The organism is Bacteroides sp. D20, from assembly GCF_003436255.1.
Classification (GTDB): domain Bacteria; phylum Bacteroidota; class Bacteroidia; order Bacteroidales; family Bacteroidaceae; genus Bacteroides; species Bacteroides uniformis.
Genome location: NZ_QSOO01000011.1, coordinates 18,363 through 42,533 on the forward strand (window position 1 = coordinate 18,363; position 24,171 = coordinate 42,533).

The 24,171-nt window shown below is 45.3% G+C and carries 19 protein-coding genes and 1 tRNA gene; 6 read left to right on the top strand and 14 right to left on the bottom strand.

The features are described 5' to 3' along the window. Positions 1-30: 30 nt before the first annotated feature. From DXD78_RS12300 to DXD78_RS12310, 3 genes are all read right to left on the bottom strand, one after another. On the bottom strand, positions 31-1,245 hold the full coding sequence (locus DXD78_RS12300; protein WP_005824728.1) for a bifunctional 3,4-dihydroxy-2-butanone-4-phosphate synthase/GTP cyclohydrolase II: 1,215 nt from the start codon (positions 1,243-1,245) through the stop codon (positions 31-33). Between the two features lie 14 nt (positions 1,246-1,259). Continuing rightward, the gene (locus DXD78_RS12305; protein ID WP_005824727.1) at positions 1,260-3,161 is read right to left on the bottom strand and encodes an LptF/LptG family permease; all 1,902 of its coding nucleotides are present in this window, start codon (positions 3,159-3,161) and stop codon (positions 1,260-1,262) included. A gap of 77 nt (positions 3,162-3,238) precedes the next feature. Next, entirely contained in the window at positions 3,239-3,625 is a 387-nt protein-coding gene (locus DXD78_RS12310; RefSeq protein WP_005824726.1) for an START-like domain-containing protein, read from the bottom strand. Between the two features lie 256 nt (positions 3,626-3,881). Here DXD78_RS12310 and DXD78_RS12315 point away from each other — a divergent pair. From DXD78_RS12315 to DXD78_RS12335, 5 genes are all read left to right on the top strand, one after another. Next, positions 3,882-3,955, top strand: a tRNA-Met gene (locus DXD78_RS12315). Positions 3,956-4,144: 189 nt separating this feature from the next. Next, entirely contained in the window at positions 4,145-5,479 is a 1,335-nt protein-coding gene (locus tag DXD78_RS12320) for a TolC family protein (protein WP_005824723.1), read from the top strand. A 73-nt stretch (positions 5,480-5,552) separates the two neighbouring features. Beyond that, entirely contained in the window at positions 5,553-6,650 is a 1,098-nt protein-coding gene (locus DXD78_RS12325) for an HlyD family secretion protein (RefSeq protein WP_009037809.1), read from the top strand. Positions 6,651-6,756: 106 nt separating this feature from the next. After that, positions 6,757-8,397 carry an MFS transporter gene (locus tag DXD78_RS12330; RefSeq protein ID WP_117652760.1) on the top strand — a complete coding sequence of 547 codons (1,641 nt, stop codon included), beginning with the start codon at positions 6,757-6,759 and terminating at the stop codon, positions 8,395-8,397. 37 nt (positions 8,398-8,434) lie between these two features. Next, the gene (locus DXD78_RS12335; protein WP_034525423.1) at positions 8,435-9,301 is read left to right on the top strand and encodes an AraC family transcriptional regulator; all 867 of its coding nucleotides are present in this window, start codon (positions 8,435-8,437) and stop codon (positions 9,299-9,301) included. A 6-nt stretch (positions 9,302-9,307) separates the two neighbouring features. On the opposite strand, the gene DXD78_RS12340 is transcribed toward DXD78_RS12335, so the two are convergent. The 8 genes from DXD78_RS12340 to DXD78_RS12375 form a co-directional block, all read right to left on the bottom strand. After that, positions 9,308-10,747 carry a PAS domain-containing sensor histidine kinase gene (locus DXD78_RS12340; RefSeq protein WP_044468372.1) on the bottom strand — a complete coding sequence of 480 codons (1,440 nt, stop codon included), beginning with the start codon at positions 10,745-10,747 and terminating at the stop codon, positions 9,308-9,310. Between the two features lie 20 nt (positions 10,748-10,767). Then, complete coding sequence (locus DXD78_RS12345) at positions 10,768-11,889, bottom strand: sensor protein KdpD (protein ID WP_005834862.1); 1,122 nt, start codon at positions 11,887-11,889, stop codon at positions 10,768-10,770. A gap of 112 nt (positions 11,890-12,001) precedes the next feature. Then, entirely contained in the window at positions 12,002-12,757 is a 756-nt protein-coding gene (locus tag DXD78_RS12350; protein WP_035449697.1) for a hypothetical protein, read from the bottom strand. Between the two features lie 146 nt (positions 12,758-12,903). Then, positions 12,904-13,476, bottom strand: coding sequence for a K(+)-transporting ATPase subunit C (locus tag DXD78_RS12355; RefSeq protein ID WP_005834858.1), 573 nt, complete (start codon positions 13,474-13,476; stop codon positions 12,904-12,906). A 12-nt stretch (positions 13,477-13,488) separates the two neighbouring features. After that, complete coding sequence (gene kdpB / locus DXD78_RS12360; protein ID WP_005834857.1) at positions 13,489-15,537, bottom strand: potassium-transporting ATPase subunit KdpB; 2,049 nt, start codon at positions 15,535-15,537, stop codon at positions 13,489-13,491. A 30-nt stretch (positions 15,538-15,567) separates the two neighbouring features. Then, the gene (gene kdpA / locus DXD78_RS12365; RefSeq protein ID WP_009037805.1) at positions 15,568-17,274 is read right to left on the bottom strand and encodes a potassium-transporting ATPase subunit KdpA; all 1,707 of its coding nucleotides are present in this window, start codon (positions 17,272-17,274) and stop codon (positions 15,568-15,570) included. Between the two features lie 18 nt (positions 17,275-17,292). Beyond that, positions 17,293-17,373, bottom strand: a complete 81-nt coding sequence (gene kdpF / locus DXD78_RS21490; RefSeq protein WP_055305132.1) for a K(+)-transporting ATPase subunit F — start codon at positions 17,371-17,373, stop codon at positions 17,293-17,295. Between the two features lie 385 nt (positions 17,374-17,758). Beyond that, positions 17,759-19,111 (bottom strand): sigma-54 dependent transcriptional regulator, encoded by a 1,353-nt coding sequence (locus DXD78_RS12375; RefSeq protein ID WP_008662930.1) that lies wholly within the window; start codon positions 19,109-19,111, stop codon positions 17,759-17,761. 304 nt (positions 19,112-19,415) lie between these two features. On the opposite strand from DXD78_RS12375, the gene DXD78_RS12380 reads away from it, so the two are divergent. Further along, positions 19,416-20,750, top strand: coding sequence for an aspartate kinase (locus tag DXD78_RS12380; protein WP_005834854.1), 1,335 nt, complete (start codon positions 19,416-19,418; stop codon positions 20,748-20,750). On the opposite strand, the gene DXD78_RS12385 is transcribed toward DXD78_RS12380, so the two are convergent. Genes DXD78_RS12385 through DXD78_RS12395 form a run of 3 tightly spaced genes read right to left on the bottom strand, consistent with a single transcriptional unit; the run spans position 20,747 to position 24,157 of the window. Next, on the bottom strand, positions 20,747-21,538 hold the full coding sequence (locus DXD78_RS12385; RefSeq protein WP_005834852.1) for an SGNH/GDSL hydrolase family protein: 792 nt from the start codon (positions 21,536-21,538) through the stop codon (positions 20,747-20,749). The two genes, DXD78_RS12380 and DXD78_RS12385, sit on opposite strands and share 4 nt — an antisense overlap. An 18-nt stretch (positions 21,539-21,556) precedes the next feature. Continuing rightward, complete coding sequence (locus tag DXD78_RS12390) at positions 21,557-22,744, bottom strand: AGE family epimerase/isomerase (protein ID WP_005834850.1); 1,188 nt, start codon at positions 22,742-22,744, stop codon at positions 21,557-21,559. A gap of 18 nt (positions 22,745-22,762) precedes the next feature. After that, the gene (locus DXD78_RS12395) at positions 22,763-24,157 is read right to left on the bottom strand and encodes an MFS transporter (protein WP_005834847.1); all 1,395 of its coding nucleotides are present in this window, start codon (positions 24,155-24,157) and stop codon (positions 22,763-22,765) included. Positions 24,158-24,171: the final 14 nt, after the last annotated feature.

Here is a 24,171-nt window from a genome sequence, read left to right on the forward strand (position 1 = left end):
TTTCTTTGATATAAGAAAACAAAAAGACAGTTACTTATTGAAATGAAGTGTATGTCCCATACGTTCTTTCTTGGTACGGAGATAACGCTCGTTGTATGGATTCGGAGTAGTCTCAATAGCTACGTTCTCCGTTATTTCCAAACCGTAAGCCTCCAAGCCCACACGTTTCACGGGATTATTGGTCATCAGCCGCATTTTGTGCACTCCTATCTCACGAAGAATCTGGGCACCCACACCATAATCACGCTCGTCTGCCAGATGTCCCAGGCAAATATTAGCATCCACAGTATCCATGCCTTCTTCCTGCAATTTATATGCTTTCATTTTTTCCATCAGGCCAATGCCGCGACCTTCCTGATTCAGATATACAACTACCCCCTTACCGGCTTTCTCTATCATCTCCATTGCCTTATGCAGCTGCTCGCCACAATCACAGCGTTTGGAATTGAATATATCACCAGTGGCACAAGAAGAATGTACACGCACCAGAATCGGTTCATCCAATTCCCAAGTACCCTTGAACAAAGCTACATGTTCCAAACCGTTCGACTTCTGGCGGAAAGGAATCAAACGGAAATGACCGTGGTCTGTAGGCATATCCACTTCCACTCCTTTTTCTACAATAGACTCCTGCTTCAAACGGTAGGCAATCAAGTCACGGATAGAAATCAATTTCAAGCCAAATTCATCTGCCATTCTGCGCAATTCGGGCAAACGGGCCATTGTACCATCCTCATTCATTATTTCCATAAGGGCTCCCGCCGGATAAAGTCCAGCCAAACGTGCCATATCAATAGTAGCCTCCGTATGTCCGGCACGGCGCAACACACCTTTCTCCTGGGCATACAATGGATTAATGTGGCCAGGACGCCCGAAAGTGGCCGGAGTAGAAGCCGGATCGGCCAACGCCTGGATAGTAGCAGCGCGGTCTGCCGCAGAAACCCCGGTACTGCAACCTTCCAACTTGTCAATAGTCACCGTAAAGGGAGTACCCAATACAGAAGTATTATCCGATACCTGATGCGGCAAATCCAGTTCCTTGCAACGCGAAACTGTAATTGGAGCACAAAGTACACCACGGGCATGCTTCAACATAAAGTTTACTTTCTCCGGTGTAATCTTTTCAGCTGCAATTATCAAATCACCCTCATTCTCACGGTCCTCATCATCCACAACAATCACAAAGTTACCGGCTTTGAAGTCTTCAATGGCCTCTTCTATCGTATTCAACTTTACATTTTCCATAATCTATTTTGTTTTTATTTATTCTGATCTCTTTCTATGATTCCAATCACATCTTCATTTGTCTTGATAATCCGCTCCATATCCTTATTCAGACGGATACGGAATGCCCAGATACGGAAATAAAAGAACAAGCCTATCGGGAAAACAATACCGCAGAGCAAGTTTAACCAATAATTGCGGAACGGACGGACATGCGCATGGATGGGGATGACCGGATAGGTGTTCAGCGCTGTCAACAAAGTAACGGATCTTGTATTCGACATCTCATCTATCAGACTCTCCAAACGTTCGTTAATATCTTCCACTGCCTCATCCTGGCTATCAGTCATCCACAATTTAAAGTAATTGGGAGCACGTTTCAACCCCTTTCTATCAGCATATTCACGACAGTCTACGGACAAAGCCTTCAGCTCTTCCGGAATACGTGTATAATCAGGATCATGGATGATTACTTCCTTACGGAACAGATGGCGTACACTGCGAATACCCACAACCTTCTTGAACCAATTTATATAAGCATCAGCATTCAATACCACTGAATCATTGTTGGATTTATATGTCAAGAACGCACCCAATGGAGCCAAGACAGCAGTACTGGTCCACATACCCATCCAGACAACCCACTGTCCGTCACGGGCCATCTTATACCCCGTATTGTTGATGATGTAATAGATAATAAAAATCAATACAGAAACCACCACCGGCATTCCCAAGCCTCCTTTACGGATAATTCCTCCGAGTGGCGCACCAATAAAGAAGAAGATGAGACATGCCAGAGAAAGAGTCAGTTTCTCATGCCAGGAAGTCATGTGCCGTCGAAGGCTGCTTTCAGTCTGCGATATATTAAAGCTCTTAAAACTCCAGTCACTCCCCGCACTCTCTGCACGGCTGACGGCCGTGGATATAACCTTCTGTTTCTGCATCAGTGTAGCCACATTGTAGAGGCTGTCTACATTGTACTCACCTAAATAGGCCTTTTCAATCTTCAATGTATCCTCTTTAGACAAGCTGGCTGTCACCTTATAAGTTCCTGCCATAGCTTCTTTATAATAACCACGTCCCACACTGTCATTCTGCAATTTCATGGAATCAATATCCGCCTGCAGCATTCTCATATCCTTACTGTTGGACTGATTACTCATGATACCTGCATCCACCATATTAAAATCCGAATTGAACTCAATGATTGCATGCTTTTCGCGGAATGTCTCACGCCGGTAAGGCACATTCCTTTGGTTCATGTTCTGCGATTTCAAATTCTCAAACTGCTCACCACTGTATAAATGCAAATATAAATGCTGTTTGTCAGCCGTCATCTCCAGACGTCCCGAATCAGACTTGATAATTTGAGCATTCTCAAAACCTTTCTCAAAATTATATATCAGTACGTCATACAGCATACCAGTTTTGCGGTTCTTATGCTTCACATACAGATTATAACCATCTATTTCATCGTAGAACACACCTTCAGGAATATCCACTTCGGGAGATTTCTGCTTCATGGAAATAAGCAAAGTCCATAATTTTGTTTGGGCTTTTGGTCCTATGACATTTTGGAAATAGAAAGAGACACAACAGATGAAACAAATAAAGATAATCAGGGGCCGCATGATTTTCAATAAAGAAATACCGGCTGCCTTCATGGCAAGTAATTCAAAACGTTCTCCGAAATTTCCAAAGGTGATAAGGGCAGCCAGCAGAATAGCCAGCGGCAACGACGCAGGTACCAACGAAAGCGCAGAATAAAAGAAAAACTGTGCAAGGACAGTCATCTCCAATCCTTTTCCTACCATTTCGTCCACATACCTCCATAAAAACTGCATCATAAAGATGAAGAGGCAGATGAAGAAAGTACCCATAAAGAGCATGCAAAAGCTCTTCAAAACAAATATATCTAACTTTTTTATGCGCAGCATTTTACTCGTTTCATGCAATGAGAGCACAAAAGTAGTACAAAAAAAGGGAGTACGGGAAATTTTTAATCTAAAGTTAACTAAAAACCACAAGTTCTTCGCAAAGTATCCACTTGCGATTCCCATAATTCACGCGAATCACCCACCTCGTCTATATCGGCAAAGTCTGTTATCTCCAATACGAAATCATTGGTCAACTCATTGTTTGTCATCTTCAGTTCAAAGTATTCTCGCTCGTTCTCATCGTCCAGCCAGCGGAAGCGGATGAATGAATACGCCCGCACGGCAATAATCTCGGCATCACGTTTTTCTGTTTTTCCCCAAAAAAAGGTTACTGTTTTATCGTCTGACTGAACCCTATCAGCAAACCAGCCCTCCAAACCAGTAGGGGTACTTATCGCTGCCCAAAGAATACTTTTAGAAGTCGCATTCAAGAGATATTCCAAATGTATTTTCTTTCTTTCCATAGTCTATTCTGCTTTTTATTGCGCCAGCCAAGATAAATACTTTTTTCTAATTACAGAAAATAAATCATCAAATTTATTTATACCTCCCTTTCCATACACCCCTAATTCATTGATAATGTTATACAAAGACTTTTAATAAAAAGTACTGCAAACCACTTCAGCACCCTATCAGCAAAAGAAAAAGCAGAAAATATCCATAAAAGTTTTGGCAATTTAAATAAAAGCTATATCTTTGCACCCGCAATCGAGAAATGATGGCGGGATAGCTCAGCTGGTTAGAGCGCATGATTCATAATCATGAGGTCCCCGGTTCAATCCCGGGTCCCGCTACAAAGAAGATTTAGACTGTTAGGAGGCTTCCACTCTTGGCGGTCTTTTTTGTTTTTAATACTCGTTTTTTACTATGGTTTGTTTTCAAATTATAGTAAAAAGGAAAATATGAATACAAACAGTTGATATATGGATAGTCCTCTTGCATTTTAAGCCACTAACTTTGTGTGCAAATATCAAGTGACTATTATGAAAAGACAACTGTTCACATTTTCCTTTCTGTGTCTGCTTGCACTAGGTACAAGAGCACAAGATACCCTAACCTTGGAGGACTGCCTCAAAATAGGTATCGAAAACAACTTGTCCTTGCAAAGCAAACGGAAGGAAATACAAAAAGGGAAATACGGCATCTCTGAGAATCGAGCCAAACTGCTGCCCCAAATCAATGGTTTTGCCAACTATAACGACAACATCGATCCACCCGTATCCGTCACTGACGGCTCAGCGTACGGCAATCCCTACAATGTAACCCAAACCTTACAATACAACGCCAACTTCGGATTACAGCTGCAGATACCACTTTATAACCAAACACTCTACACCACTCTGTCCATAGCTAAAACCATGGATGAGATGAATCGTCTTTCTTATGAAAAGGCAAGAGAAGACCTCATCCTTCAAATTAGTCAAATGTACTACCTAGGACAGGTTACAGCTGAACAGATTATTTTGATAAAAGCCAACATCACTCGCCTGGAAGAGTTGAGAGATATCACTCAGGCCTTCTATGACAACGGTATGGCTATGGAAGTAGATGTGAAACGCGTCAACATCAACCTGGAGAACCTCAAGGTGCAACACGACAACGCACAAGCCATGATGGAACAGCAACTGAACCTACTGAAATACATCATCGACTATCCGGCAGAAGAAAATATAGCACTGGTACCGGTGAATACAGAAATGATTACGCCCGCAGCACTCACCGGGCTATCTGAAACACTATATGAACTACAGCTGCTGCAATCACAGAAACAACTCGCAGAGCAACAAAAAACAATAGTCAGCAACGGTTACATCCCCTCCTTGAGCTTGACGGGAAGCTGGATGTTCTCTGCCTATACGGACAAAGCTTACCATTGGTTCCATTCCGGCCCTTCCAACCATTGGTATCGCTCCTATGGAGTGGGACTCTCCTTGCGTATTCCCATTTTCGACGGACTGGACAAACGCTACAAGATGCGCAAGGCAACCATTGACATAGAGAACATCAAGCTCGCCCAAGAGAATACCCGAAAAAATCTTCAGACACAATATCTGAATGCCACCAATGACCTGATGAACAGCCAACGTAACTTTAAGAAGCAGAAGGACAATTATCTGCTTGCCGAAGATGTATATACCGTCACCATGGACCGTTATCGGGAAGGAATCGCCTCAATGACCGAAGTATTGCAGGACGAAATGCGGATGAGCGAAGCCCAAAACAACTATATCAGTGCCCACTACAATTACCGGATAACCAATCTGACTTTGCTGAAGCTGACGGGACAGCTGGAGACGTTGAGCCCCTCAATTCATTAAAGAGGAAGATGAATAGAGCCCGTATTCAAGGACGGATGTATATATAATAAGTAAACAATATAATATAGAAAATATGGAAACAAAAGAGAACAATAACACCGCAAGTACCCACCAAGAAAAAGCACGGAAATTGAAGAAGCTTCGCCGTTGGCAAATCGTTGTCAGCCTATTAGGAATAGCTATCCTTATCTGGGGAATTATTCAAGTGGTCTGCCTCTTTTTGAACTACAAACGGACGGAAACCAGTAATGATGCACAGATTGAACAATACATATCTCCCGTCAATCTGCGCGCATCAGGATATATCAAGAAAATTTGTTTCACAGAACACCAAGAAGTACACAAAGGAGATACCTTACTTATATTGGACGACCGGGAATATAAAATCAGAGTCATGGAAGCTGAAGCTGCACTCAAGGATGCACAAGCCGGTGCCACAGTCATTGGTGCCACACTACAAACCACGCAAACTACAGCCTCTGTCTACGACGCCTCCATAGCAGAGATAGAAATCCGCCTTACCAAGCTGGAGAAAGACCGCCAACGATACCAGAATCTGGTGAAGAGAAACGCTGCCACCCCCATTCAATTGGAACAGATAGAAACCGAATATGCAGCTACCCACAAGAAGTTGGAAGCCGTGAAACGACAACAGAAAGCTGCCTTGTCGGGTGTGAACGAAGTGTCACATCGCCGTGAAAATACCGAAGCTGCCATACAACGGGCAACAGCCGCACTCGAAATGGCACGACTGAATCTCTCCTACACCGTAGTAGTAGCTCCTTGTGATGGGAAATTGGGGCGGCGTACCCTTGAAGAAGGACAATTCATCACTGCCGGACAAACCATCACCTACATTCTGCCTGACACACAAAAGTGGATTATAGCCAACTACAAGGAAACCCAGATTGAGAATCTGCACTTGGGACAAGAAGTAGTCATTACCGTCGATGCCATCAGCGACAAAGAATTCAAAGGAAAAATCACTGCCATCTCCGGAGCCACCGGCTCCAAATATTCCCTAGTGCCCACGGATAATTCTGCCGGCAACTTCGTGAAGATACAGCAACGCATCCCAGTCCGCATCGACTTTACCGATTTGTCTAAAGAAGACAACAGTAGCCTTGCCGCCGGTATGATGGTAATAGTCAAAGCGAAAACAAAAAAATAGGGATTAAGGATTAGAGGTTAGGGATTAAGGCAACCAACTCCTTAATCCTTACCCCCTAATCCTTAATCTTTAACCCTTAATCCCTAACCCCTTAACCCTTATCCCCATGCCCTCATATTCCAAGAACTATCCCTTCTACAACTGGGTACCTAAACCGGTAGGTATCATCATCCTATTCGTATTCTTTTTGCCGATACTGACCGTGGGCGGTACCTACTCGGTGGCAAGCACCGAAATGATGAGCGGACTCGGCATCATTTCCGAGCATATCCAGTTTGCCAGCTTCGCCACTTCCATCGGCATGGCGGCATTCTGCCCCTTTCTGTATAGGCTGGTAGTGATACGCAGGCAGAAAATGATGTGTCTGGCAGGTTTTTCGCTGATGTACATCTTCAGCTATATCTGTGCCAAGACAGACAGCGTTTTCCTGCTGGCACTATGCAGCATCTTTATGGGATTCCTACGAATGGTGCTGATGATGGTCAACCTCTTCACCCTCATAAAGTATGCTGGGCATATCGAGGCGTATGACAAGATTACACCCGGCAACGAGCCCACAACCGACGAAGGCTGGGACAAGCTGGACATCGAACGGAGCGCGGCACAACCCGCCATCTACCTGTTCTTCATGATACTGGGACAATTGGGCACCTCGCTCACTGCCTGGCTCGCCTTTGAGTACGAATGGCAGTACATACACTACTTCATGATGGGCCTGCTGTTGCTCTGCATCCTCATCACCTTCATCACCATGCCTTATCATAAATATACCACGCGCCGTTTCCCCATCAACTTCAAGCAGTTCGGCAATGCCTCCATCTTCTGCATCACACTGGCCTGCATTACCTACGTGCTTACTTATGGCAAAGTGCTCGACTGGTACGATGACCCAACCATACAATGGGCCACAGTCTGCGCCATCATCGCCGGTGGCACATTCCTCTACATCGAGTCTACCCAACGCAATCCTTACTATCAGCTCGATGTATTCAAACTGCGTACCATCCGTATGGGTTTCCTATTCTATTTTCTGTTAATGGTACTGAATTCCAGCACCATGTTTGTCAATGTATTCACGGGTATAGGCATGAAACTGGACAACTTCCAGAACGCCACCTTGGGCAACTGGTCCATGCTGGGCTACTTCATCGGCGGCATTGCCACCATCTGGCTCAGCGTGAAAGGTGTACACTTCAAATATCTCTTTGCCGCAGGTTTCCTTCTATTGGGGCTTTCCGCCATGTTCATGTATTTCGAGGTACAAGGTGCAGGACTGTACGAACGGATGAAGTATCCGGTCATCATCCGTTCCACAGGTATGATGTTCCTCTATTCGCTGATTCCAACCTACGCCACCCAACGCATGCCTTACAAATATCTTTCTTCCTGGATATGTACCATGATTACCGTACGCATGGTATTGGCTCCCTGCATCGGAGCCGCACTCTATACGAATGTGCTGCAAGAACGCCAGCAGCACTACGTCACCCGCTATGCACAGAATGTAGACATGTTGCACCCCGAAGCGTCCGCCTCGTTTACCCAAACCGTACAAGGCATGCAATATCAGGGAAAAAGCAAACAAGAAGCAATCAACATGGCTGCCATATCCACCAAAGGACGCATCCAGGTGCAGGCCACCCTCTCTGCTGTAAAGGAAATGGCAGGATGGACACTCTATGCCTGCCTGATTTGCATGATATTTGTGCTTGTCGTGCGGTATCCTAAACGAAAATTACTAACTTAGCAGACAATTTTCGGTACAACCTGTAATTTTGTCTGTTATGGATACTCAACAAGAACGTTTATCCCACTTGGACCGCGCATTGTCCAACGGAGAAAACATTTGTAGTTCAGAAGGTATGCTCTGCTCCTTCCCTGCCTCCTTGAAGAAACCTTTCATGATTAATGGAGCAGGACTGATGGTCTGCCGCCAGGGCAACTTCACCTTTTCGCTCAACATGAAGGTATTCTCGGCCCAGGCAGGCGAAACAGTTTTCATTCCGGAAGATTCCCTCTTCCAAGTGCTGAGCGAATCGGAAGACCTGCAACTATTCATATTCATTTACCAGATAGAACCGATAAGGGACATCATAGGCAATTCAGTGGCAACCATGTACCTATACATGCAGCTCCGGACCGAACCATGTTACGTATGGAACACCGGAGACGAAGAAGAAGTCCTGAAATACATGTCCTTACTGGACAATACCCTGCACTTAGACAACAACACCTTCAACGACAACGAACAAAGGCTGCTTCTGCTGGGACTCACATACCGCATCTGTTCCATTTACAACCGTAAACTGATGAACCTTAAAACAACGGTTGGCCACAAACATGAAATTTTTATCCGGCTGATTCAGTTGATAGATGCGCACTACACGGAAGAACGCGGTGTAGAGTTTTATGCAGACAAACTCTGCTTATCACCCAAATACCTCTCTGCACTATCCAAGTCCGTCTGCGGATTCACCGTGCAGGAACTGATATTCAAATCCATCATCCGCAAAAGCATCTCACTACTCAAGAACACCCAGAAAAATATCCAGGAAATCGCCGATTTCTTCAATTTTCCCAATGCTTCTTATTTTGGTACATTTTTCAAGAAACAAACAGGCATGTCTCCGCAACAGTACCGCAAAAAATAGAAAACGTTACGCTTTCAACCGGATAACGAAGCGACTCCCCTTACCCAGCTCACTCTGGACAGTCAGTGTACCGCCATGCGCTTCCACAAAGTCTTTCGAAATGGAAAGTCCTAAGCCACTACCTTGCACTTTAGTGCCCGGCACTCGGAAATAACGGTCAAAAATGCTCTGGTGATAACGCGGGTCGATACCTTTTCCAAAATCCTGCACATACATTTCCACAAAATCCTCGTCATGCTTGGCGCCGATAACCACCCTCCCGTTCTCTTTGGAATAGCGGATAGCATTACTCAACAAATTGGTGAGTACCCAAGCAATCTTTTCGCTATCGACAAACAATTTAGGCATTTTTTCTTCCGGATACTCCACTTCTATCTGAATGCCGAATTTATCAGCCTGTACCTGATTAGCCTTGATGGCATACTCTATCAGTTCAATGGGCTTTGTTATTTTAGGCATCATCTGCAGTTTACCGGCTTCTACCTGCGTCATGTTCAGTAGTTCTCCGGTAATCCCAAGAAGGCGATCAGCATTTTCCTTAATGCTGTTCGATAATTGCTCCTGCTCGTCGTTCAACACCCCTACCCGTTTGTCCTCCAACAACTGCAGACTCATCAGAATAGCGGATATAGGCGTTTTCAGTTCATGAGAAATAGTCGAGATAAAAGTAGTCTTGGCACTATCCAATTCTTTGAATTCTGTAATATTTTTCAGTAAAATCACATCGCCAAGATTATGAGGTTCGTCATCATCAGCCTCTGCATTTATAATGGTAATGTAAGAAGCTTTAAAGTAACTCTCCTTATTGTCTGCATAAATCTTCAACGGTTCTTTCTTTTCACCCGGATTTACCAATTCACGAACTAAACGGCGGAGCAAATCATTCTTCAAAGAAAGCTCCTCAGCCGAACGGCGAATTACCTCTTCCCGTTTTAAATTCAGCACAGTTAAAGCCTCATTATTGATAAAGAGAATTTCCCTATTACGGTTCAAACCAATAATAGGTTCATCAATACTATTCACAATAGCCTCAAGAAATTTCTTAGCAGAAAGTATGTCGTTCAGCGTACTGGCGCGATACTCCGTCAGTCGTTCCGCCATCCGATTAAAACTATCAGCCACTTCACGAAATTCCTCGTGTCCACTCATATCCAGACGTTTCTCATAATTATGGTTCGCTATTTCAAGAATCCCACGCGTCAGTTCTTGAATAGGTTTGCTGATGGAACGGGGAAGCCATACCAACAATATGATACTGGCAAAAATACATACCCCACCTATCACAGAAATCCAGAGCAATGCACGTTGCAATCCCGGTACAGCAGCAGGACTATCCGGCTCTGTAGCCGTCAGTATCTGTAGATTCACCACAGAAAGAGCAACCAACAAAATAATCATTCCAGCCAATACCCCTACGCTGAGTATCAATTTTGTACGAATATTCATAATGTTCCTAAGAATTAATATTATGCAAGTATAATCAAATCTATGTTTACTTGTGCCAAATCACGCACAAATTTTCGGTATTTCAATATCATGAACAATGATTTCGGAAAAGAAAGTGACGGACTTCCCATGCAGACAGTTGTTATCTGTTTCTCCCTACAAGTATCAACAATGCTTCCCAGCACATCCGGCGATTGCACCTGAACGACCTCCCCTCCCAGTTCGGTCACCAATTTGAAGTGGTTCAATAAATACCTTTGATTTGCCAGACCGATGCGGTCAGTACTTTCTCTGGGAGTCTGCACATAAAGGGCAACAAACGAAGTATTGTAGCGGGTTGCCAGACGTGCAGCTTTACGAATGATGCGTCGTGGTGTTTTCTCGTTGCTGCTGATACATGCCAGAAATCTCTCATGACGGACTCCCACACTGGTAACCACTTCATTCTCCACTTTCTTTTCCACCCGTAAAGCCACCTCTTTTAAAGCCAGTTCACGTAATTGGAGAATATTTTCCGTTTTAAAGAAATTGTTCAAGGCAGTAGAGACCTTTTCCGGCTTGTAAATTTTTCCAGCTTTCAGACGGGCTATCAATTCTTCCGCAGTCAAGTCAATATTCACCACCTCATCTGCCTCTTGCAAAACGCTATCGGGAATACGTTCCTTCACCTCAATACCCGAGATGCCTTGTACTTCTTCATTGACACTCTCAATGTGCTGGATGTTAACGGCAGAAATCACATTGATACCCTCATCAAGCAAATCCATCACATCCTGCCAGCGTTTCTCATTCCGGCTACCTTCCACATTGGTATGTGCCAGTTCATCCACCACTACTATCTCAGGGTGTATCTGGATAATGGCATCCAAATCCATTTCTTCCAGCTCTTTCCCTTTATAGAATATCTTACGACGAGGAACAACGGGCAATCCTTCCAACATAGCATCCGTACCGGCACGCCCGTGTGTCTCTATATAGCCTATCTTCACATCTACTCCGTTGTCAAGTAACTCGTGTGCTTCCTGAAGCATACGATAAGATTTACCTACACCAGCAATCATGCCGATGTAGACTTTGAACTTGCCACGCCGCGACTTTTTAATCAAATCAAGAAAATGCTGTACGCTTTCTTCCCTACTCATTTCTTCTGTTTTTTTACTTGTCTTATATATGCCATATAACCCGTAACGATCATCACGACCGCCACGGGCATCCAACACTAATTCATGAGTTCTAAAGTTATATCTAAATAAATCATGGCCTTAAAGTAAAGCCGAATACCAGATGTGCATCTTCCATACGAGGGTTCCAAATGGCTTGTGCAAATACAGGTATTGAGAAACTGTCAGTAATCTTGATTCCCGTAATACCTTTCAGTGCCACATTGGTTACGGCAAACCCGCTGTTAGGAACGCCATATACTCCTACCCCAGCTTCATAAGGCAGAAATCCGCAAGTCAGGTTCAAATCTACAGACTTAACACTGAACGGATAGTTGAGTTCAACATACGAAGAATAATTCTGCCTGCCTTTGTCATCTTTGTCAGCTCCGGCAAACATAGTGTACCAAGCGATTGACAAAGGAAACTTTTCAACCGGCAATGTATAGGCTAATCCCGCTTCAAAGTGATGAGCTGTTTCGTGGCTCTTAAAATTAAAATACTTTCTTGCTCCTTGTCCGCCCCACCACAAGCTGGCAACAGAAAAAGTTAGACCTGATTCTCCCAAAGCATAGGCAGCCGTCAAATCAATCTCCTTAGCCGCAGCCCCTTCTCCTGAAGAAACTCCGTCAAAATCGGTAGAGCCCCATGCCGTCAAAGAAAAATCACCGACCCCAAAACCCAAAGTGGGCTGAAAACTGACTCCCGTCTGGTAAAAGCCGCGCCAAACATAAGAACTGACTAAATCACCTTGTATTGTAAATTCCTGAGCTTGCACTTTGCCGGTTCCCATAAAACAAGCAGCTACCATACTCGCAAAAACTAGAATTGATATTTTTAAACTTTTCATATCCAACTATTTATTTACCATTACTAATCAATCGTTGAAAGGCAGGAAGGAAGTTTCGGCTCCCCCTGTAAAATGACAGTCTTTCGCTGCCTGAACAGAAATACTTCCGCTCCTGCCCATAACACATGACAAACACAACTAAAAAATTATTTATTCTGATCGGCTTCTTCTAATGCAATGTTCAGTTCCAGCACATTGACAGTTTCCGTACCAAACACCCCCAAAAAGGGTTTGCTGATGTTCTTGTCTACAATGGCTTTCACTTCAGCCTCGTTCATGCCACGTGCCTGAGCCACACGCTTCACTTGTACATAAGCACAAGCAGGTGTGATATGTGGGTCTAGACCGGAACCACTGGCGGTTACCATTTCAGCAGGCACATCCTTGCGGCTCAGATAAGGATGATGTACCAGAAAAGTATCGATACGGGCTTCCACTTCTGCCAGGTATTCATCGTTCGTAGGTCCCTTGTTACTACCACCCGAAGCATCGGCTGTATAATTACCCGCAGATGGGCGTCCCCAGAAATAAATATCTTGCGTAAACATCTGGCCTACATTGGCTGCACCTACCACTTTACCATTGAGTGTTGCCACCTCTGCATTTCCCTTGTTGGGACCGGCGAACTGTGCAAATATCCACAAGACAAGGATATAGAACAGAGAGAAAAATATGCAAAATGCAATTGTTATTTTAAATGATTTCCAAAGAGTTTTCATTTTATCCAAGTTTTAAAAAAACAGACTAACTATCATATCTATCAGTTTGATACCGACAAACGGAGCAATGACGCCACCCACACCATAAATCAACAGATTGCGACGAAGTAGCGCACTGGCACCGATCGGCTTATACTGAACACCTTTCAAAGCCAACGGAATCAAGATAGGAATAATGATAGCGTTGAATATGACAGCCGAAAGAATGGCCGTTTCAGGGCTATGCAGTCCCATAATGTTCAGAGGAGCCAACTGAGGGATGGCTACCATAAACAAAGCAGGGATAATAGCAAAGTACTTGGCAACGTCGTTCGCAATGGAGAAGGTAGTCAACGTACCGCGTGTCATTAACAACTGTTTGCCAATCTCCACAATTTCAATCAGCTTCGTCGGATCGTTGTCAAGGTCCACCATGTTACCAGCTTCTTTGGCTGCCTGCGTACCGCTGTTCATTGCCACACCCACATTAGCTTGTGCAAGGGCGGGAGCGTCGTTTGTACCGTCACCCATCATAGCCACCAGCTTACCGGCCTGCTGTTCTTTTTTGATATATTCCATCTTGTCTTCCGGCTTGGCTTCAGCAATGAAATCATCTACTCCAGCTTTCTCTGCAATATATTTGGCTGTCAAAGGGTTGTCACCGGTCACCATCACAGTTTTCACACCCATCCTGCGAAGACGTTCAAAACGTTCCTGAATGCCCGGTTTGATAATATCCTGCAACTCAATTACCCCAGTAACTTTCTGATTGACACATACCACCAGCGGAGTTCCACCGTTGCTGGTAATTACAGCAATCACCTCTTCAATCTCTTTCGGGAACTTGTTTCCGGCATTTTCCACAATCTTGCGAATAGCGTCGAATGCGCCTTTACGTATCTGAGTACCATCCTGCAAATCCACACCCGAACATTTTGTTTCGGCTGTAAACTTAATCATATGAGCACCGGTAGTATTCAAATCACGCATACGATGACCGTTTTCACGTCCCAGTTCAATGATAGACTTACCCTCCGGAGTCTCGTCAGAAAGTGAGGACAACAAGCAAGCCTCTACGAACAAATTCTCGTCAACACCCGAAGCCGAATGAAACTTAGTAGCTTTACGGTTACCGATTGTAATGGTGCCAGTCTTGTCTAGCAACAAGGTATCAATGTCACCGGCTGTTTCTACCGCCTTACCGGATTTTGTAATTACATTAGCGCGCAAAGCACGGTCCATCCCAGCAATGCCGATGGCAGAAAGCAGTCCGCCGATAGTAGTCGGTATCAAGCAGACAAACAAAGATATGATGGCTGCAATGGAGATATAAGTTCCCGGATGGTCAATATTCGTATAATCAGCCATAGGAATCAATGTTACACATACAATAACGAATACCAAAGTGAAACCAGCCAGAAGAATAGTCAATGCTATTTCGTTCGGAGTCTTCTGGCGAGTAGCGCCTTCTACCAAAGCAATCATCTTGTCAAGAAAGCTCTCACCCGGTTGCTGCGTCACCAATACCTTGATTTTATCAGAAAGAACTTTTGTACCACCAGTTACGGAACTCTTGTCACCACCGGCCTCACGGATAACCGGAGCAGATTCACCGGTAATGGCACTTTCGTCAATGGAGGCCAAACCTTCCACAATCTCACCGTCGGCAGGAATCGTATCTCCTGCTTCACAAATAAAATAGTCACCTTTCTTCAAACGTGAACTGCTAACGGTATGGATTTTACCGTCAACCAACACTTTAGCAGGAGTCTCTTCACGGGTTTTACGCAAACTGTCAGCTTGGGCCTTACCACGAGCTTCAGCGATGGCTTCAGCAAAATTAGCAAACAGTAACGTCACAAACAAGATGATGAATACCAATAAATTATATCCGAATGCTCCATATTCCGAAGTACCCAATGAAAGGAAACAGACAATCAGCATGACAACCGTTACGACTTCCACCGTAAACATAATCGGATTCTTTATCATCACCCGTGGATTTAGCTTCACGAATGATTGCTTCAAACTTTCCATTACTTGCTCCTTCTGAAACAGAGAAGCTGATTTATTATCTTTCATACCTATGAAATTACTTTTTACAAACTACTATTACAAACTGAAATGTTCAGCAATCGTACTCAATGCATGTGCCGGGAAGAATGACAAGGCAGCCACAATAAAGATAACGGCAAAAGTCATCACACCGAAAGTTACTGTATCTGTCTTCAGCGTACCGGCACTCTCCGGAACATATTTCTTTCCGGCCAACAGACCAGCAATGGCTACCTGACCTACGATAGGCAGGAAACGTCCTAAAATCAGCGTCCAGCCGGTAGTATAGTTCCAGAAGTAAGTATTGTCGCCCAATCCTTCGAAGCCAGAACCATTATTGGCCGCAGCCGAAGTATATTCATAAAGCTGCTCACTCAGTCCGTGGAAACTGGGATTATTCAACCAGCCGCCCTCACCTGCCACAAATTCAGGATAATGAGCGAACAAAAAGCAAGAAAGTGCCACACCGCCCAAGATGATAAGCGGATGAAGCAGTGCCACAATGGTAGCAATCTTCATTTCACGCGCCTCTACCTTCTTACCGAGAAATTCCGGAGTACGTCCCACCATCAGTCCACTGATGAATACGGCGATAATGATGAATGTATAATAGTTCATGAAACCTACACCCACACCTCCAAACCACGTATTAATCTGCATGTTCAGCATTTCCATCATACCGGAAAGAGGCATCGTTGAATCATGCATACCATTCACAGAGCCATTGGAAGTAACTGTAGTCACAATACTCCAAAGAGCAGTAGCAGCAGACCCTAAACGGACTTCTTTACCTTCCATTGCTCCATTGTCTTGGGCAATTCCCATCTCATCAATGCGCGGATTACCTCCCATCTCCTGCGAAACATTGATGCAAACACCGACAAGAAAAGCAAAAAGCATTACGCTATAGATAGAGTAAGCCATCTTCTTACGTTTGATGTAAAAGCCGAGTGCAATCACCATAGACATTGGTATAATTAGGATAGACCAACATTCTGCAATATCTGTCAAGTAAGTAGGATTTTCCAACGGATGTGAAGAGTTACATCCAAAGTAACCGCCACCGTTCGTACCCAATTGCTTGATAGGAACAATCGCTGCCGTAGGACCTTGTGAAACCAACTGGGTTTGTCCTTCCATCGTCTGAACTTCCAGCTTACCATCAAATCCCATCGGAGTACCTTGTAGAATGAGGATGAAGCCCACAATCAACGAAAGCGGTAATAATACACGTGTACAGCTCAAAACCAAGAACTTCCAGAAGTTACCGATAGTCTTCGTCGATTTAGCAGCCATACCCTTCATGATACCTGCCATAGCTGCCATACCGGTAGCGGCGGTAATGAATTGGAACAACATAATGACGAACAACTGTGTAAAATATGTCAGTCCGCTTTCACCGGAATAATGCTGCAAATTACAGTTCACCATAAAACTGATACATGTATTGAATGCCAGGTCCGGTGTCTGGTTAGCGTTTCCATCCGGATTTAACGGCAACCACTGCTGTGTACAGAGTAGCACCATGCCCCATACAAACCAAAAGGCATTCAGAATCAGCAGGGCTTTCAAGAACTGTTTCCAGTTCATCTCTTCCTCCGGATTGACTCCGGCCACTTTATAAATCAATCTCTCGACCGGCTTCATGAAATCCGACCATGTCTTTTCGCCTTTGTAAACCTTGGCAATATACTTTCCCAGAGGATAGGATATCACAATCAGCAGAACAATCTGCAAGGCTACACCTAAAATTTCAGTGTTCATTTCTCCACTCTCCATTCATTAAAACTTTTCGGGTCTTATCAGCACATAAGTCAGATACCCGAACATTACAATACCTAATACAAATAAAGCTGTGTACATAATTCTCTCTTTTAAATCTTCTCAAACCAATCTACGCATTTCCAGAAAAGCCAAAAGGCGAACAAACCGCTCAATAGGCAAAAAATAAATGATACTGTTATTCCCATGTTTTTACCTTTTAAAATGTTACTACATATTTTTGTCTGCCAGGAATGTGCCAAATATGTGCCAAAAAGAGCGCATATACCATACACCATTAATTATCAACAGAATACATACTAAACAAGTATAAAAAGAAACAGGTTGCACCCTTTCAAAATGAAAAGGTGCAACCTGTTTTGATATGTTTTAGCCCATAGGCACTTTCTGCTTCTAAGCCTGTTTCAAGAATAATCTTGCCACGGTCCTATATCGAAGGTACCTCAGTCGTATACTGAGCCCCCTATTATAGATCTGAGATCTTGTATTCCTCAATCTTCCGATACAACGTCGTCAAACCTATTTTCAATAACCGGGCTGCTTCTGTCTTATTCCCCTTTGTATACTCCAGTACACGGGCAATGTGCCGGCGTTCCATAGCTGAAAGTTCAAAACTGCCGGGACTTGAATCATTGGAGTGTTCATAATGGGCATTCTGAATATCAAACGGCAAATCAGCAATGTCCAGATATCCGCTCTCGCAAACAATCATACTGCGTTCTATCACGTTACGTAATTCACGAATATTTCCCTTCCACGGTTGGGAGTCCAATGCTTCAAGAAATGCGGGAGCTATTTCAACCACCGGACGCGCCAGCTGTTCCGCAAAACTCTTTATAAAAGCCTTCGCCAACAGCCGGATATCACCTGCACGTTCGCGCAATGGCGGCAGATGTATCTGAAATACGCTTAATCTATAAAACAAATCCTCGCGGAAACGTCCGGCAACAATCTCCTGGGACAAGTTGCGGTTCGTAGCGGCAATGATGCGGACATTGACACGGGTAGGTTTCGTATCACCTATCTTAATATACTCACCGGTTTCAAGAATACGCAGCAACTTGGCTTGCAGTTCAAACGCCATCTCACCGATTTCATCCAAAAAAATAGTCCCATTATTCGCTTCCTCGAACAGTCCCTTCTTATCCTTCAATGCGCCGGTAAACGAACCGGCTTTATGACCGAACATTTCACTTTCCAGCAACTCCTTGCTGAACGAAGAACAGTTAACCGCTACAAAATTCTGCCGTGCACGCTTACTACTGTAATGGATGGCCTGGGCAAATACCTCCTTACCCGTGCCCGTTTCTCCAGTCAACAGTACAGGAACATCAGTCCCTGACACCTTCTGAGCTAATGAAACAGCATCCTTCAGGACTTTGGATTCTCCCAGGATAGAATCAAAAGAGTACGTCTGTCCCACCTTCTTCTCCAGTTTTTCCAACCGCACATTCATACGCGCTTTCTCTACAGCACGGCTTATCAGAGGAATAATCTTGTTATTATCGTCTCCCTTGGTGATGTAGTCGAAAGCACCGTTCTTGATGGCCTGCACCCCATCGGGAATATTGCCGTGCGCTGTCAGCAGAATAACTTCCACATTGGGTGCCGCCTTCTTGATAGCCAACACCAGGTCTACCCCATTTCCATCGGGCAGAAACACATCACACAAAACTACATCGGGATTTTGGAGTTCCAGTTGCTTCAGGGCAGCCCTGCAATCACCAGCCTGACAGACGTCATATCCCTCCAACTCCATCATCCGTGTCAGAAGGGTACGGATTTGTACCTCATCATCAATGATTAGAATCTTACTCATATCTATTCGATAAGTTTTTAAACTGATAACGGTAAAAAACAGGGTGTGCAAATATAAGCTTTTCCCAAATACCAACGGCATATCTTTTGAACTTTTATAGGTGAAGGGGCAAGAGCCTGCCACCAACCGGGATATGAATATCCCACCACAACAATGCCACAGCGGCATTATGCAGGCCTAGTCCCAGTGACAGCCCCTCATGCCTCCCCCTTCCATTTTGGAAAGAGGCCACCTGAAATGAAAAGCCGGAAGGAAGAACATCCGGATGAATGCAATTATGAAACTGTTAAAAAAGAAACAAGAAATGAAAGTTTGTAAATTCGGCGGAACTTCCGTCGGCACCGTAGAGAGAATGAAACATGTAGCAACACTCATTAAAGATGCAACACCCAAGATTGTGGTACTGTCTGCCACCGCAGGCACCACCAACCATCTGGAGGAGATTGCCGCCAACTTGTTCAACCGTGAAATAGAACAAGCCCACGACCGCATCACCCGGCTGGAATTCCAGTTCATCGAATTTGCCAATGGGTTGCTGACCGACGAGAAACTGAAACGGGAAGCAATAGATTATATCCTCGACCGCTTCCAGCAACTATGGAAATTTACCAAGAACTCTTTCACCTCCGTCGAAGAGAAGGAGGTGCTGGCACAAGGCGAACTTATCAGTACCGCTCTGATGCATTTCTACCTGCGCGAGCTGAAAATTCCCAATGCACTGCTTTGTGCATTCGACTTCATGCGTACCGGCCCCGACAACGAACCCGACTTGGAATATATAGAACAAAAACTCCGAGAACAGCTTGCCTGCCATCCCGGCATCAATCTCTTCATCACTCAGGGTTTCATCTGCAAGAATGCCTATAACGAAACAGATAACCTGAAACGCGGCGGCAGTGATTACACTGCTTCCCTCATTGGCACCGCCCTCCAAGCAGACGAGATACAAATATGGACGGACATAGATGGCATGCACAACAATGATCCGCGCGAGGTGTCAGGTACCCGCCCCGTGAAACGCCTCAGCTTCAACGAAGCCGAACAACTGGCCTTCTATGGTGCCAAGATACTGCATCCCTTCTGTATCGCCCCGGCACGCCTAAGGAATATTCCCGTCCGGTTGCTTAACTCTATGGAACCGTCGGCAGAAGGCACGCTAATTTCCAACCTGCAGGACGACAATATCATCAAGGCCATAGCCGCCAAGGACCACATCATATACATAAAGTTCGAATCGAACCATAATCTGTGTCCCTATCTGTTCATCAGCAAGATTTTCGACATTTTTGCCAAGTACCGTACCCCCCTCTGCCTGCTGGTATCCTCCAATCTGGACGTATCTGTGGCTATAGACGACTGCACTCGTTTATCGAACATCATCTCCGAACTACGCCAATATGCCCATGTATTGGTAGAAGACCGCATGACCATCGTCTCCGTGGTGGGCAACATGCAATGGGAATATGCCGGGTTTGAGGCAAAGATTATGGAGGCGCTAAAGGACATCCCCCTACGGATGATTTCATATGGCAGCAGCAATAATGACGTGGCATTCGTCATTAAGAATACAGACAAAAAAAGGGCTTTACAAGCCCTAAATGATAAGTTATTCCAACCGGAATATGCAGAACGGAACTAAAAGAAATGGTTCCGTATCTCCTTCGCGATGTAACGGCCCATCAGCTCCTGCCCCGGTTTGTCGGGATGCAACCCGTCGCGCAGATAGCGCCCGCTACCGGAAGGCTGCTCAAACTTTTCGGTGATACCACAATTGGAGTAACAGTCTATCAGCTGCACGGAAAGCGCCCGGCACAACTCACGCAAGATGGCAATCTTCTGCAGATTCAGTGCATTGTGTTCGGGGTTGCCGGTCTGAATCGGCGTGCACACGAATACGCGGCATTGGGGATAATGCTCCAGAATGGTCTGAATGGACCAACGGGCACCGCCCGCCATGGTGTTGACATCTACTTCATCGAGCGTCTTCCCTTTAAGGGCCTCTTCGGCACTACCCAAGTTACGGTCATTCGTTCCCATAGAGAACACAAAGACATCGGGCGCAGGGTAAGCGCCACTTTCCACTTCGGCTATGAACTTCTGGATATGCACCTTTGACACGTTGTTGTGCCGCATCTGTAACTCATGCCTATCCTCCGTAACCTGCCAACCGCCAGAGATGCCGGCAAAAGCTTCGCTGCCATAATCCTGAGTATCGGGATGGCATGCCCATGTGGCAGAACCGACCGCCACGTTGTGATGTGTAGCGAATCCGAGTTTATCCACTACAGTCTTAGACCATTGTTCGCCTGCGGTAATGCTGTTTCCGTCGCACCCGAAGTTCAGCTTGCTGAAGTCCGGATAAAGAGATTGCGCGTGCAGCGCAATCCCCATCCAGACAAGAATCCCCAAAACCATCAATCTATTCATCTTCTTATGATAGAAAACCTATGAAAAACGTTCAATAATTTCCATGCACATACGTCCGTTGTGATACGGACATTTCCAGAATCCCGCCTTGTCATCATCGGTGTTCACCGTGCCGTCAGCACGCACGCTCCAATGCCATTCTCCGTACTTGTAGTCTACCAGATGCTGCTTGATGAAGTCCCAACATCGGAGAGCCTTCTGCATGGCCACTTCGTCATCAAAGTGCTGGTAGAGGTTGGCATGTCCCACTACGTTCTCGGCCTGCACCCACCAGTGGCGGTCGGTATCGGTCTTTCCTTTATCCAGAAAAGTCTCGTATATCATGCTGCCGTCGGGCGTCAATCCTTCATCGGCAGCGGCAGCGATGTATTCTACAAGTGGTTCCACTTTCTCCAGGAGGTCCTTATCGCCCAGAACAAGGGCAGCCTCGTGTATCAACCAGGAGGCTTCGATATCGTGCCCATAGGAGACAATGCGGTATTTACTAACCCAATCATCATTGAAGAACAATTCCAGATGACCGGTCTTGATATTCAGAATCCGTTCCGTGAAAAGGCCTATCAAATTGCGCAGTTGCCTCTCCAGACGGGTATCCTTCCACATGCGGAAAAGATTGGTATAAGGTTCCAGAATATGCAGATGGGTATTCATCGTCTTGCGCTCGTTCTCATCCTTGGCGCTGAGGCGCATGTCGGCTATCTCTCCCCATTCGCGGGTCAAGGCTTCACAATAACCGTTCTTCACGGGGTCGAAGCTATGCTCTTCGATAGTCTCGAACAAACGGATGGCATATGCCAGCGCTTCATCATCGCCCGTGGCACGAGCATATTCACTCAGCCCGTAGATGGCGAAACCCAAAGCGTAAATCTGCTTCTTGGTATCGAGCGGATTGCCTTTATAGTCGAGAGACCAGTAAACTCCGCCAAATTCATTGTCGTAGAAACGGTCGATAAGAGTGCGTTTGGCACGCGTAGCCGTTTCCAGATACTCCGGCCTCCTCAGCAAGCGGTATGCAGCCGAAAAGGTCCACAAGATGCGGGCGTTCAGGATGGCCCCCTTTTCAGCTTCGGGCTTCACCTCCTCTCGACCCGTGATACGGCCGTAGAAGCCGCCGTTCACTTCATCCGTCATTCTGTTTATCCAGAAGGGGAGGATATTGGAGACCAACTCCTCCTCCATCTCCTGTTTCATCTTCTTGATATCCACAAGTTTTTGAGTTATGAGTTATAAGTTATTCTGCTGAAGGTTCTCACGGCGCTCTTTCAGGTCTGCATTGATGGCTGCCATACGCGTCTTATTCAATGGATAGATGAATACGACAACGATGGAAAGTGCGGCTATCGCAGCAGGAATAAAGCTCATCAGATACTTCAAGCCATCCAGCGCCTCGGGAGTCTGCACGGCATTCTCTGCGGTATTGTAACCGAAGAATGCCAACAGTGCCATTACTGCCCAGCCTGCAAATGCACCGCCAAACTTCTGCGCCATAGAACCGGAAGAGAATATCAGCCCCGTAGAGGATGTGCCATCCTTTTGCTCGGCATAGTCCGCCACATCCGCATACATGCTCCAAATCAACGGAGATACGATACCGGTGCAGATGGAGATAAGCACCTGGAAAATCATCATCAGCCACCATCCCAGCCCGTCATTCGGCACAAAGAAGAAGAGCACGCTGAGCACTACCAGGCACACGAGCGAAATGATATAAGTGGACTTCTTTCCAAACTTCATGGACAGAGGCACAGCCAGCGCCACACCAATCATATTACACACTTCACCCACCATCAGGAACAAGCCGGCATACAATACCAGATTGAACACCCCGAAATCGAGGAATGCATTGGCACTGATATAGTCCTTGAAGAAGTAGGCGGCAGTAGCTCCGCGTACCGTATTGAAGAAATTCGACAACAACGCCGCACCATTCAATATCCACCAAGGCGAATTGCGCACCAGTGACTTCACATCCTTACCGATGGATTCGGACGCCACACTCTTGACATGCTCGCGCGTCATGCTAAAGCAAAACAGAAAACCCAAAAAGCAGAGCGTGGCAATGCATACCATGGCATATTGCCAACTGGAAGCATTGCTATAGTCCATTGATTTAAACCAATTACACAATGGCTCCCATGCTCCCAAAGCGATAAAACTACCTCCGTATGCAAAAAACATACGGTAAGAAGAGAAAACCGTTTTTGTGTTCGAATCATCAGTCATTACTCCCAACATAGCCCCGTATGGTACATTGATTGCCGTATATACCGTCATCATCAGGATGTAAGTGACATAAGCCCATACCAGCTTACCCGTTGTCCCCATGTCGGGCGTTGTAAAAAGTAAAATCCCGGCAATGGCAAAAGGAGCTGCAATCCACAACAAATAAGGACGGTATTTACCCCAACGCGTATGAGTACGGTCTGCAATGACTCCCATCATCGGATCGGACACTGCATCCCAAATACGTGTCACCAGCATCAGCAATCCTGCATCAGCCAAGCTCAAACCAAAAATATTCGAATAGAAGAACGGTAAGTAATAGGAGAATATTTTCCAGAACATAGAGGAAGACATATCCCCAAAACCATAACCGATTTTCTCTTTTAGTGTTGCCATAGTATGTTGTATTT